The following is a 13,433-nucleotide window of genomic DNA, read 5'->3' as shown; positions in this document are numbered from 1 at the left end:
CGTAGGGTGTCGGGTTCATCCCTGGGGGGACGTCTATTATTTTGCCGTCTGGCATCATAAACCCGAATTGTGCAATGAGCATGTCCTTGAGCACTTAGACCTGTGTCAGCAGTTCGCTCCTCAGATAACCGAGCAGATAGTCATACAGCCGATCCACCTCCGGCACCTGGCCGCGTGCACGCAAACAACCGTGAACCAGCCCTTTACCGGGGTACAGCACGGTTTCCACGCCTGCTGCTTGCAGGCGCTCGGCGTACAGCCGGCCGTCATCGCGCAGCGGGTCGAACTGGGCCACGGCGATCAAGGCCTTGGGTAGCCCGCTGAATGTCTCGGCCAGTAATGGCATGGCGTAGGGCGAAGGTATGCGTGTGTCGCCCAGGTACAACGCCAGGTAGTCAGCGGTGTCGGCGCGGCTGAGCAACGGTGCATCCCAGCAATCAGCCCGCGAGGGCAAGTCGGCGGGGCCACCCAAGCCTGGGTAAACCAGTATCTGGGCGCGGGGCATTGGTTGCTGGTCATCACGCAGCCCCAGGCACAACGCTGCCGCCAGATTGCCGCCGGCGCTGTCGCCCATCACCACCCGCCGTTCGAGGTTGATGGCATGCGGCCCCTCGCCTGCCTGGATCGCCTGCCATACCGCCCGGCAATCGTTGTAGGCAGCGGGGTAAGGATGCTCAGGTGCCAAACGGTAGTCGATGGCGATCACCAGCACTTGCAGGGTAGCGGCCAGTTCAATGCAGATGAAATCGTGGGAATCCAGCCCGCCGACGACCCAGCCGCCGCCGTGTATATAAAGGAGGCAGGGCCAGCCTTCTGATGGATCAGGCGCCTCGGGACGATAGCTGCGCACGGTGACGCCCCCTACAGAACAATCCGCGACGTGCAGCCCGGCGGGCACGGGCGGGGTGAAGGCCTGGCACATGCGGTCGTAGGTTTGGCGCAGGCCCGTCAGCGATGAGCCATCGCTGGTAAAAGCTTCGGTCTTGGCAACAAAGGCGCGCATCTGCGAAGAAATAGGGTACATGTGCACACCTTATTCACGATGGAGATTAGTGTGGGAGCTGGCTTGCCTGCGATGGCGGTGTAACAGTTGATAACAGTGTTGCTGAACCACCGTTATCGCAGGCAAGCCAGCTCCCACATTGGCCCGATGGTGTCTCTAGAGTTTGAGGCTGGCCTGGACGGCAGCAACACCATCGCTGCCATCAAAGGCTGTCACCCCGACCAACCAGCGCTGCAGATCCTCGGGATGCTCGCGCAGCCATTTTTTCGCCACTTCCTGGGGCGACTGACGCGCCATGATTGGCACCATCCACTGGCTTTCCTGGGCGGCGGTGAAGGTCAGGTTGGTGAGCAGCCGGTTGGCGTTCGGGCAGCGCTCGGCAAAGTCCGGCGCTGTCACCGTAGACACCGTGGCGCGACCTTCGTTGGGGCCGAACACATCTTCACTGCCAGTGAGGTAGTCCATTTTTATGTTCAGATTCATCGGGTGCGGGGTCCAGCCGACGAACACCACGAACTCCTTGCGATTCACCGCACGTTGCACAGCGGCGAGCATCCCCGCTTCACCGGACGCGACCAGCTTGAAGCCGCCCAGGCCGAAGCGGTTGGTGTCGATCATTTTCTGGATATCGGTATTGGCGCCACTGCCCGGCTCAATGCCATAGATCTTGCCGCCGAGTCTGTCCTTGAAGCGGGCAATGTCGGCAAAGGTCTTCAAGCCGGCATCAGCCACGTATTGCGGCACCGCCAGGGTGGCCTGGGCATCGGCCAGGCTCGGCGTCTCGAGCACCTTGACCTGCCCGGCCGCCAGGAACGGGGCGATGTTGTTGTCCATCGCCGGTTTCCAGTAACCGAGGAAGATATCCAGGCGCTTGTCACGGATACCGGCAAAGATGATCTGCTGCACCGCGCTGGTCTGTTTGCTGTCGTAGCCCAGGCCACTGAGCAGCACGTCCGCCATGCCAGAGGTGGCGACCACGTCGGTCCAACTGACCACGCCCATGCGCAGGGTTTTGCAGGAAGCCGGTTCGGCGGCCATGGCATGGCTGCTCACATAGCCACTGAACACGAGGGTCAACAACAGTCGTTTCATGGAAGTGGTCTCACTCGGCAGTTTTTATTGTGGGGATGGCATCTGATGCGCCGTATCCACAACCTTACCCAGCGATGCCTTGGTGAACTCGACCTGTGGCGACCGGCAGTTGCACAGGGGCGACTGTTGGGCCGTCATCGCAGGCAAGCCAGCTCCCACACTTGAATGTATTCACACATCCAAGGTGGGAGCTGGCTTGCCTGCGATAGCGATTTCAGCCGTAGCGCTGTTGCCCCCAGGCCAACACCCCTTCCAGCAACTGCCTCAACACCACCCGCGTCGGCGCGGCCAAATCCTCGCGATAACGGAACGGTTCAAACTCTTCCATATAGGTGCTCTGGCATAACTCCAGCTGCACGGCATGGATATCTTGCGCCGGGTTGCCGTAGTGACGGGTGATATGACCGCCCTTGAAGCGCCCGTTGAGCACATGGGTGTATTGCGGATGCTGGGCGCAGATGGCTTCCAGCTGGCTGGCCAGCTGCGGGTCGCATGCAGCGCCGTTGAAGGTGCCGAGGTTGAAATCCGGCAATTTGCCGTCGAACAGGTGCGCGATCACTGAGCGGATCGAGTGCGCGTCGAACAGCAACGCGTAGCCGAACTCGGCCTTGAGGCGTGCCAGTTCTTCCTGCAGTTGACGGTGGTACGGCCCCCAGATTTTTTGCAGGTAGCTGGCCCGCTCTTCGTCGGAGGGCGTTTGCCCTTCACAGAACAACGGCACGCCATCGAACAGCGTCTCTGGGTACAGGCCCGTCGTAGCGCCCGCATACAGCGGCGTGTTGTCGGAGGGCCGGTTGAGGTCGATGACAAACCGCGAGTACTCCGCCGCCAGGGTGCTGGCGCCCAGTTCTTCGGCAAAGTCATACAACAACGGGATATGCCAATCGGTATCCGGCAGGCTTTGCGCCTCGGGGATCAACCCGGCCTCCACCGCTGGGGTGAGCCGCAGGCCGGCGTGGGGCATGCTGATCAGCAGCGGTACGCGGCCTTGTTTGAATGTCAGAACCTTATCCACAACAGCATCCTCTCAAACAGTGACGTCGACGCCGTGGCGCACGACGCGTTTATCCAGTTCGCCACCCAGCCAGTAGGCCAGGTCGGCGGGGCGGTCGATCTGCCAGGCGACAAAATCCGCGACCTTGCCCACTTCCAGTGAGCCATGGGTGTCGCCCAGGCCCAACGCGGTGGCCGCGTGTTGCGTGGCGCCGGCCAGGGCTTCTTCCGGGGTCATGCGGAACAGGGTGCAGGCCATGTTCAGCATCAGCCGCACCGACAGCGCCGGTGAAGTACCGGGGTTGAGGTCGCTGGCGATGGCGATCTTCACGCCGTGTTTGCGCAGGGCGTCCATGGGCGGCAACTGGGTTTCACGCAGGAAGTAGAACGCGCCCGGCAATAGCACGGCGACGGTACCGGCCGCAGCCATGGCGATGGCGTCTTCTTCAGTCATGAATTCCAGGTGGTCGGCCGACAACGCGTGGTAGCGCGCCGCCAGGCTTGAGCCATGCAACGACGAGAGTTGCTCGGCGTGCAGTTTCACCGGTAGGCCAAGTTGCTGGGCGACCTTGAATACCCGCTCAACCTGCTCGGGGGAAAATGCCAGGTATTCACAGAAGGCATCGACCGCATCAACCAACCCCTCGGCGGCCAGGGCCGGCAGCATCTGGCTGCAGATATGCTCGATGTAATCGTCGGCGCGGTCCTTGTACTCCGGCGGTAACGCGTGGGCGGCCAGGCAGGTAGCGCGCACGCTGACCGGCAGCGCTTCACCCAGGCGCCGAGCCACGCGCAGCATCTTGCGTTCGTTGGCCAGGTCCAGGCCGTAGCCGGACTTGATCTCCACCGTGGTCACGCCGTCACGCAGCAAACTGCGCAGGCGCTTTTCAGCGCTCAAGAACAGCTCATCTTCGCTCGCCGCACGGGTTGCGCGCACAGTGCTGGCAATGCCGCCGCCCTTGGCCGCGATCTCGGCGTAGCTGACACCTTCGAGGCGCTGCTCGAACTCGCCGCTGCGGTTGCCACCAAACACCGTATGGGTGTGGCAGTCGATCAGCCCGGGGGTGACCCACGCGCCTCGAAGGTCATGCACCTGGGCGTAATCCGCCGTCGGCGCCTGGCTGCGGGGGCCGACCCACTCGATGAGCGAGCCGGCAGTCACCATGGCGGCATCCTCGATGATCGAGTATTTGCCGTTGGCCATGGTTGCGACGTGGCAGTGTTGCCAAAGCGTTTTCATCAACGCCTCCCTAAGTTATCGATGAGACAAAACCGGGTCGTAATCGACCTTGGCGGTTTGCCCGGCGACAGGCTTGACCCACAGCCAGTAGGCGATGATCAGCAGCACGATCCACACGGCGCCTACCATCAACGCCGCCTGGGTATCCGGGAAGTAACCGAGTACACCAAACACAAACAGCATGAACACAATGGCCGCCGCCGGCGCATAAGGCCAGAACGGCACCGGGAATTTCAGTTCGGCGATCTGCGCCTTGGTCATCGAGCGGCGCATGGCGACCTGGGTAAACAGGATCATCAGCCATACCCACACGGTGGCGAAGGTGGCAATCGAGGCGATCAGCAGGAACACGTTTTCCGGGATCAGGTAGTTGAGCACCACACCGCCGAGCAAAGCGGCGCCCATGACCACCACGGTCATCCATGGCACGCCTTGCTTGGACAATTGCGCGAAGCCCTTGGGCGCCTGCCCTTGTTGGGCCAGGCCGTACATCATGCGGCCGGCGCCGAAGATGTCGCTGTTGATCGCCGACACCGCCGCCGAGATCACCACGATGTTGAGGATGGTCGCCGCCGAGCCAATCCCCAGGTTGCTGAAGATCTGCACGAACGGGCTGCCCTGGCTGCCGATCTGCGGCCACGGGTAGATGGCCATCAACACGAACAGCGTCAGCACGTAGAACAACAGGATACGCAGCGGCACCGCGTTGATCGCCTTGGGGATCACGCGCTGTGGGTCCTTGGCTTCACCGGCGGTGATGCCGATGATTTCGATGCCACCAAAAGCAAACATCACCACCGCAAACGAGGCGATCAGCCCACCAATGCCGTTGGGCATGAAGCCGCCGTGGGCCCACAGGTTGCTCAGGCCGCTGGCCGGGGTTTCGCCCGCCGAGTGAATGCCGAACAACATGATGCCAAAGCCGCCGAGGATCATCGCCACAATGGCACCGACCTTGAGCAACGACAGCCAGAACTCCATCTCGCCAAAGACTTTGACGTTGCACAGGTTCAGGCCGCCGATCAGGAATACGATGCCCAGCACCCAGACCCAACGGGCCACTTCGGGAAACCAGAAGCCCATGTAGATGCCGAACGCGGTGACGTCGGCGAGGCAGACGATGATCATTTCAAAGGCGTAGGTCCAGCCGAGGATAAACCCGGCCATGGGCCCCAGGTAGGTGCTGGCGTAGTGGCCGAAGGAGCCGGACACCGGGTTGTGCACGGCCATTTCACCGAGGGCGCGCATCACCATGAACACAGCGGCGCCGCCGATCAGGTAGGCCAGCAGCACGGCAGGGCCGGCCATCTGGATGGCGGAGGCGGAGCCATAAAACAGCCCGGTACCGATCGCGGAACCCAGGGCCATGAAGCGAATATGTCGGGCGTTGAGCCCGCGTTTCAAACCTTTTTCTGGCTGGTGCATTTCTCTTCCCTAATTATTCTTATCCCGAGAAAATCCAAAGCTGCAAACACTCAAACTGTGGGAGCTGGCTTGCCTGCGATAGCGGTGTATCAGTCAAGAGATGGGTTGCTGACCTACAGCTATCGCAGGCAAGCCAGCTCCCACATGGGTCAATGTCGCTCTTAGAGGCTTGGCAGCAACTTGGCCGGCACCAGCTCATTCAGGCAGCGGCTGGCGAGCAGTTCGCTGGCGGCGTTGATGTCCGGGGCGAAGAAGCGGTCCTTGTCATAGAACGCCACCTTGTCGCGCAGCATGCCACGGGCTTTTTCCAGCTTGGGCGAGGTCTTCAGGCCGTCGCGCAGGTCCAGGCCCTGGCACGCCGCGAGCCATTCCACCGCGAGAATGCCCCGGGTGTTCTCGGCCATTTCCCACAAACGCTTGCCCGCAGCCGGGGCCATGGACACGTGGTCTTCCTGGTTGGCCGAAGTCGGCAAGCTGTCGACGCTATGGGGATGGGCCAGCGCCTTGTTCTCGCTGGCGAGCGCGGCGGCGGTCACCTGGGCGATCATGAAGCCGGAGTTCACCCCGCCATTGCCCACCAGAAACGGCGGCAGTTGCGACATGTGCTTGTCCATCATCAACGAGATCCGGCGCTCGCTCAGGGAGCCGATTTCGGCAATGGCCAGCGCCATGTTGTCGGCGGCCATGGCCACGGGTTCGGCGTGGAAGTTGCCACCGGAAATCACATCGCCTTCGGCGGCAAAGACCAGCGGGTTATCGGACACTGCGTTGGCTTCTACCACCAGCACCTCGGCGGCCTGGCGCAATTGAGTCAGGCACGCACCCATGACCTGCGGCTGGCAACGCAGGGAATACGGGTCTTGCACCTTGTCGCAGTTCTGGTGCGATTGGGAAACCTGGCTGCTCTCACCGAGCAGGTCGCGATAGGCCGCTGCCGAGTCGATCTGGCCACGCTGGCCACGCGCTGCATGAATACGCGCATCGAACGGCGAACGCGAACCCAGTACCGCTTCCACAGTGAGGCCGCCGCAAGCGAGGGCACCGGCGAACAGGTCTTCGCCTTCGAACAGGCCACGCAGGGCATAGGCCGTGGACACCTGGGTGCCGTTGAGCAGCGCCAGGCCTTCTTTGGCGGCCAGGGTCAGCGGCGTGAGGCCGGCGATTTTCAGCGCCTCGGTGGCTTCCAGCCATTCGCCCTTGTAACGCGCCTTGCCTTCGCCAAGCAGTACCAGGGACATGTGCGCCAGCGGCGCCAGGTCACCGGAAGCCCCCACTGACCCCTTGAGCGGAATGTGCGGGTACACCTCGGCGTTGATGAGCGCGATCAGCGCGTCGATCACCTGGCGACGAATCCCGGAGAAGCCACGGCTCAAGCTGTTGACCTTGAGCACCATGACCAGTCGCACCAGCGCATCGCTGATCGGCTCACCGACGCCGGCGGCGTGGGACAGCACCAGGGAACGCTGGAGGTTTTCCAGGTCTTCGCTGGCGATGCGGGTCGATGCCAAAAGGCCAAAACCGGTGTTGATGCCATAGGCGGTGCGGTTCTCGGCGAGAATCTGCTCCACGCAGGCAACGCTGGCTTCGATCTGGGCCGAGGCGCTGTCATCCAGGCTGAGGGTTACTGGCTGCTGGTAGATGGCACGCAGTTGGGCGAGGCTCAGTTGGCCTGGAATCAGGTTTAGCGCAGTCACATTCATACTCCTTGTGAATTGTTCTTAGGTGTTCAGTGCAAATTCGGTAAAGCAGTGTCTTTAAGCAATTGGGCAGCGGCGGCAATATCCGGCGCCAGCCAGCGGTCCTGTTCATACGCAGGGACCACTTCGCGCAGCAAACGCCAGGCGCGGTCGGTACCGGCGCCGAAGTGCTGGTCCTTGAGAAACTCGAAAGCCTGGGCCGCCAGCAGGTACTCGATAGCAAGAATCTGGGTGACGTTGGCCAGCACCTGGTGCAGCTTGAGCGCGGCGTTGGTGCCCATGCTCAAGTGGTCTTCCTGCAGGCCCGAGGTGACGAAATTATCGAGCACCGCGGGTTGCGCCAACTGGCGGTTCTGCCCGCACAAGGACGCGGCGACGTACTGCACGATCATCATTCCGGAGTTGACGCCCGGGTTACTCACCAGGAAGGCAGGCAGGCCGCTGACATGCGGGTTGACCAGGCGGTCCAGGCGACGCTCGGCCACCGAACCGATCTCGGCCATGGCGATGGCGAGCATGTCGGCCGCCAACGCGACGGACTGCCCGTGGGGGTTGGCCTGGGACACCACGCGGTAGCTGTCTGGGGTGCCCAGCACCAGCGGGTTGTCGGTGGCGCTGTTGAGTTCGGTCTCGATCTGGCGCGTGGCGTGTTCTACCTGGTCGCGGGCCGCGCCGTGAATCTGCGGGATCGAGCGAATGCTCAAGGCGTCCTGGGTGCGAATGCCTTTGCTGCTGGCAATCACCTCACTGCCGTCGAGCAGGGCACGCAGATTGATACCCACTTGCTGCATGCCAGGGTGCGGCTTGAGAGCAATGATTTCTTCGTCAAAGGCGTCGATCTGGCCGCGCTGGGCTTCGAAACTCATTGCACCGATCACGTCGGCCCATTGCAGCAAGTGATGCGCATCGGCCAGGGCCAGGCAGCTCAGGCCGGTCATGCAGGGCGTGCCGTTGACCAGGCACAGGCCGTCCTTGGCGCCGAGCACCACCGGCTGCAAGCCTTCAGCCTGCAACGCGTGTTGCGCCGTGACGATCTGGCCGCGATAACTCACATTGCCAACGCCCAGCAGGGCCACGCCGATATGGGCCATGTGGGTCAGATACCCCACCGAGCCTTGGGACGGTACTTGCGGGGTGATGCCATGGTTGAGCAGCGCCAGCAGCGCGTGCACCACCTGCGGATGCAGGCCGGATTTGCCGTGGCTGTAGTTGATGATCGCCGCGCAGATGATCGCACGGGTCTGCTCATCGCTGAGCACCGGGCCGACGCCGCAGGCGTGGCTCAACAGCGTATTGCGCGACAGTTGGCTCAGTTGCTCGGTCTTGAGCGAGACGTTGCACAGCGCGCCCAGGCCGGTGTTGACACCATAGGCACGCTCGCCGCTGGTGACGATGCGCTGCACGATGGCTTGGGCATTGTCGATACGCGCCCAGGCGTGGCCCGACAGTTCGAGCATGGCGCCGTGGCGGGCGACGGCGGTGACGTCCTGCCAGCGCATGGGGGTGTCGGCGATGATGATTTTGGTTGCCTGGGACATCGTTGACCTCTTCATAATCTCTACAGCATTGCCGGCCTCATCGCGGGCAAGCCCGGCTCCCACATTTGACCTATGTGAACCCGATCAAGTGTGGGAGCTGGCTTGCCTGCGATGGCGCCAACCGATTCACCACACAGCCCGGATCAGACCACCGCCGCCCGCCGCTGAACAAAGCGGTCCACATACTCATCCGCCGGCGAGTGCAGAATCTCTCGCGGGGTGCCGACCTGGATCAGCTTGCCGTCCTTGAGGATCGCAATGCGGTTGCCGATGCGCACGGCCTCGTCGAGGTCGTGGGTGATAAACACGATGGTCTTGTGCAGGGTCTTTTGCAGCTCGAGCAACTGGTCTTGCATCTCGGCGCGGATCAACGGGTCGAGGGCGCTGAAGGCTTCGTCCATCAGGATGATGTCGGTGTCTGCCGCCAAGGCGCGGGCCAGGCCCACGCGCTGGCGCATGCCACCGGACAGCTGGTGCGGGTATTTGTTTTCGTAGCCTTTGAGGCCCACGGTTTCAATCCAGTGCAACGCACGTTCGGCGCAGACTTGCTTGGTCTCGCCACGCACTTTCAGGCCGTAGGCAACGTTGTCGAGCACGCTCTTGTGCGGCAGCAGGCCGAAGCTCTGGAACACCATGCTGATCTTGTGCCGACGGAATTGGCGCAGGGCTTCCATGTCCAGTTGCAGGATGTCTTCGCCGTCCACCAGGATCGCACCGCTGGTGGGGTCGATCAGACGGTTGAAGTGGCGCACCAGGGTGGATTTGCCCGAACCCGACAAGCCCATGATCACAAAGATCTCACCGGTGCCGATGCTCAGGGACAGGTCGTTGACGCCGACCACGCAACCGGTCTCGGCCAGTACCTGGTCCTTGGTCTTGCCCTGGCCGACCATGGCCAGCGCATCCTTGGCGCGTGCGCCGAAAATCTTGAAGACGTTTTTGACTTCGATTTTGCTGACAGTCGTCATTTGCTCGCCTCATGCCGTGGGCGGCCATAAGCCTGGGTAATGCGGTCGATGACCACTGCGAGAATCACGATCGCCAGCCCGGCTTCAAGGCCGCGGCCGACGTTGAGGGTCTGGATGCCGACGAGCACGTCTTCACCCAAGCCACGGGCACCGATCATCGAGGCGATCACCACCATCGACAGCGCCATCATGGTGGTCTGGTTGATCCCGGCCATGATGCTTGGCAGCGCCAGCGGCAATTGCACGCCGAACAGTTGCTGCCAGCGGTTGGCGCCGAAGGCGTTGATGGCTTCCATGACTTCGCCATCGACCTGGCGAATACCCAGGTCTGTCAGGCGAATCAGCGGCGGCGCGGCGTAGATCACCGTAGCGAAAATTGCCGGGACCTTGCCCAGGCCGAACAGCATCAGCACCGGGATTAGGTACACGAAGCTGGGCATGGTTTGCATGATGTCCAGCAGCGGCATCAACACCGAACGCAGGCGATTACTGCGCGCCGACAGGATACCCAGGGGGATGCCGATCAACACCGAAATCACCGTGGCAACCATCATCAGTGCCAGGGTTTGCATCAGCTTGTCCCACAGGCCAACGGCGCCCACCAGGAACAGCAAACCGACGATCACCGCCGTGGTCACCACCTTGCGCGTGGCGTGCCAGGCAATACCGCCGACGATGGCCAGCATCAGCCACCAGGGCGCTGCGCGCAGCAGGCCTTCCAGGTTGACGATGGCCCATAGCAGGGTGTCGGAGATGTGCCGGAACACATCGCCATAGTTGGTGACCAGTGCGTCCACCCAACCGTTGACCCAGTCGGCGATGGAAAAGGTAAAACTCTCAGGAAACATATCGTGCTCTCGATCCAGTGGGTTGTGACCAGCCGCCCGGCCACCCTTGAGGGTAGCCGTGCACACTTGACCTACAAGGCCGCGTCGATTTTCTTGGCTGCGTCTTCGCTCACCCAGGCGTGCCAGACTTCAGGATGTTCCTTGAGGAATATTTTCGCCAGTTTCGGCGACTCGATCCGCTCCTTGGCCATGCGGCCCAGGTTCTGGTTCAGCAGGTCGATGGGCAGGTTGACCTTTTCCAGCACGGCCACCAGCTCCGGGGCTTGTTCGTGGAAAGTCTTGGAGAGGCCGACCTTGATGCTCACGGTTTTGTCCACGCCGGGCTTCTCTTCCAACTTGACCAGATCGACCTGGCCCATCAGCGGTGTCGGTGACCAGTAGTAGAACAGGATCGGCTCGCCGCGCTTGTAGCTCGACAGTACCGCCGCATCCAGCGCCGGGCCGGTGCCCGGGCGGAAGTTGGTGTAGGTGCTTTCCAGGCCGTAGCTCTTGAGCATTTCGCTGTTGTCCAGCTCGCAGGTCCAGCCGGCCGGGCAGTTGTAGAAACGGCCCTTGGACGGCTCTTCCTGGTCCTTGAACACCGAGGCGTACTTGGCCAGGTCGGCGATGTTTTTCAGGTCCGGCGCCTTGGCTTCCAGCTTGCGCTTGGCGTCGCCTTCGATCACATAGCGCGGCACGTACCAGCCTTCGACCGCGCCGACCACAGGAGCCCCGACGCCGACGACTTTGCCGGCCTTCTCGGCTTTGTTCCAGACCTCGCTGCGGCCTACCCACTCCTCGGCGAACACTTGGATGTCGTTGCTGCCCAGGGCGTTTTCCATGGTGATGGAATTGCCCGGCAAGCTGTCGGTTTTGCAGTCGTAGCCTTTTTCCAGCACGGTTTGCAGGATGTCGGTGAGCAACATGCCGCTTTCCCAATTCAGGCCGGCGAATTTCACCGGTTTACCCGACTCGCACCAACCGGCCGCCTGGGCGCCGGCACTTGCCAGCACGCCAGCCGCGAACAAAGTAGCCAGCAAGGTCTTATTCATAGTCATTGTTGTGACGCTCCCAATCTTGAAATGGATTACGGCAGTCAGTAGGCGTCCTGCCCTGTCCACGTCCCATCAGGCTTGTGCAGCCAGCTCGTTTGTTATGGGTGAAGCGCCCTGCTCTTTTGGCAGGATCAGGTGATCGGGTACCGTGCCGTGCCATTTTTTCGCACACACGTAATACAGGGCCGCCGGCAGTACCAGGCCGATGATCCAGGAGATATCCACATCACCCAGCGCGGCCACCAGGGGGCCGGTGTAGAACTTGGTGGAGATGAACGGCAACTGCACCAGCACGCCGAACACATAAACGCTGATGCCCAGCAGGTTCCAGCGGCCGTAACGACCGTTCGGGTCGGCCAGCGCCGGCACGTCGTAACGCTCGCGGGTGATGCAGTAGTAATCCACCAGGTTGATCGCGCTCCAGGGCGTAAAGAACGCCAGCAGGAACAGGATGAATGACTTGAACGCACCTAGGAACGAGTGCTGGCCGAGCAAGGCGATCAGGGTTGCCGTACCGACAATGGCGAGTACGAACACCAGGCGTTGCAGACGTGTGACCTCCAGGCGACCACGGAAACCGCTGACGATCGTCGCAATGCACATGAAGCTGCCGTAGGAATTGAGCGTGGAGATGGTGACCTTGCCGAACGCGATGCTGAAATACAGCAACGCAGCGGTGGCCCCCGTGCCGCTCAAGCCAACGATGTACGCCACCTCGTGGCCGGCAAACTGCCCGTTGGACATGGCCGCGGCAAACACGCCGAGGACCATCGCCACTTGGGCACCGATAACCGAACCTGCGCCAGCAGCGAGAAAGGTTTTCACCGATGACGTACTGCTCGGCAGGTAACGCGAATAATCGGCCACATAGGGGCCGAAAGCGATCTGCCAGGAGGCCGCGAGTGATACGGCCAACAGGAAGCTGCTCCAGCTGAAGTGACGGATCTGCAGGAGCGCGCCGACGTCGGTCTGACTCATCAGGCGGCTGAACAGGTACACAAAGGCAATCACGCCAATGACGCTCGCGACACGGCCGATGAAGTGGATCACCCGGTAACCCAGCACCGTGACCAGCACAATGACACTGGCGAAAATCAGGATGCCGACGCTGTCGCTGACCCCGAACAACTGGCCCAGCGCCTGGCCCGACAGCACGGTGCCAGTGGCGGTGAAGCCCAGGTACATCAAGCACACCAGTACGATCGGAATGGCCGCACCATACACGCCGAACTGCACCCGGCTGGAAATCATCTGCGGCAGGCCAAGCTTGGGCCCTTGCGCCGCATGCAGCGCCATGACGCCACCGCCGATCAATTGACCGATGAGCAAGCCGATCAACGACCAGAACACATCACCGCCCAGCACCACGGCCAACGCCCCGGTGACAATCGCAGTGATCTGCAGGTTGGCACCCATCCACAGGGTGAATTGGCTGAATAGACGACCATGTCTTTCCGCTTCCGGGATGTAGTCGATCGAACGTTTCTCGATCAACGGGGTGGTGTCGTTTGCAGCCATGTTGTTCAACCTCTGATGGATTGTTTTGTATGCATCTTGCTCTTCTGTGGGAGCTGGCTTGCCTGCTCCCACAGGTG

At 61.9% G+C, this 13,433-nt stretch carries 11 protein-coding genes; all 11 read right to left on the bottom strand.

Annotated features, from left to right (window positions below; translation table 11 throughout):
• Positions 1–94: 94 nt before the first annotated feature.
• Complete coding sequence (locus tag GIV35_RS00570) at positions 95–1,024, bottom strand: alpha/beta hydrolase (protein WP_236264505.1); 930 nt, start codon at positions 1,022–1,024, stop codon at positions 95–97.
• 135 nt (positions 1,025–1,159) lie between these two features.
• Positions 1,160–2,095, bottom strand: coding sequence for a choline ABC transporter substrate-binding protein (locus GIV35_RS00565; protein ID WP_236264506.1), 936 nt, complete (start codon positions 2,093–2,095; stop codon positions 1,160–1,162).
• A 214-nt stretch (positions 2,096–2,309) separates the two neighbouring features.
• Positions 2,310–3,110: an N-formylglutamate deformylase gene (hutG, locus tag GIV35_RS00560; protein WP_213153914.1), complete on the bottom strand. Its 801-nt coding sequence runs from the start codon at positions 3,108–3,110 to the stop codon at positions 2,310–2,312.
• A gap of 12 nt (positions 3,111–3,122) precedes the next feature.
• Positions 3,123–4,328, bottom strand: a complete 1,206-nt coding sequence (gene hutI, locus GIV35_RS00555; RefSeq protein ID WP_105225457.1) for an imidazolonepropionase — start codon at positions 4,326–4,328, stop codon at positions 3,123–3,125.
• A 15-nt stretch (positions 4,329–4,343) separates the two neighbouring features.
• The gene (locus tag GIV35_RS00550; protein WP_236264507.1) at positions 4,344–5,753 is read right to left on the bottom strand and encodes an amino acid permease; all 1,410 of its coding nucleotides are present in this window, start codon (positions 5,751–5,753) and stop codon (positions 4,344–4,346) included.
• Between the two features lie 161 nt (positions 5,754–5,914).
• Positions 5,915–7,453 (bottom strand): histidine ammonia-lyase, encoded by a 1,539-nt coding sequence (gene hutH / locus GIV35_RS00545; protein ID WP_223023717.1) that lies wholly within the window; start codon positions 7,451–7,453, stop codon positions 5,915–5,917.
• A gap of 26 nt (positions 7,454–7,479) precedes the next feature.
• Positions 7,480–8,988, bottom strand: coding sequence for a histidine ammonia-lyase (gene hutH / locus GIV35_RS00540; RefSeq protein ID WP_223023716.1), 1,509 nt, complete (start codon positions 8,986–8,988; stop codon positions 7,480–7,482).
• Between the two features lie 143 nt (positions 8,989–9,131).
• On the bottom strand, positions 9,132–9,956 hold the full coding sequence (locus GIV35_RS00535) for a quaternary amine ABC transporter ATP-binding protein (RefSeq protein ID WP_014716537.1): 825 nt from the start codon (positions 9,954–9,956) through the stop codon (positions 9,132–9,134).
• Entirely contained in the window at positions 9,953–10,804 is an 852-nt protein-coding gene (locus GIV35_RS00530) for an ABC transporter permease (protein WP_003187838.1), read from the bottom strand. The genes GIV35_RS00535 and GIV35_RS00530 overlap by 4 nt, the downstream gene beginning before the upstream one ends.
• Before the next feature lie 71 nt (positions 10,805–10,875).
• Entirely contained in the window at positions 10,876–11,841 is a 966-nt protein-coding gene (locus GIV35_RS00525; RefSeq protein WP_098949793.1) for an ABC transporter substrate-binding protein, read from the bottom strand.
• Between the two features lie 69 nt (positions 11,842–11,910).
• Positions 11,911–13,356 (bottom strand): purine-cytosine permease family protein, encoded by a 1,446-nt coding sequence (locus GIV35_RS00520; RefSeq protein ID WP_236264508.1) that lies wholly within the window; start codon positions 13,354–13,356, stop codon positions 11,911–11,913.
• Between the last annotated feature and the right edge of the window lie 77 nt (positions 13,357–13,433).

It is taken from the genome of Pseudomonas sp. PA-1-6B (assembly GCF_021609545.1).
GTDB classification, from domain to species: Bacteria; Pseudomonadota; Gammaproteobacteria; order Pseudomonadales; family Pseudomonadaceae; genus Aquipseudomonas; species Aquipseudomonas fluorescens_BV.
This window is presented reverse-complemented; position numbering and strand designations above follow the sequence as displayed.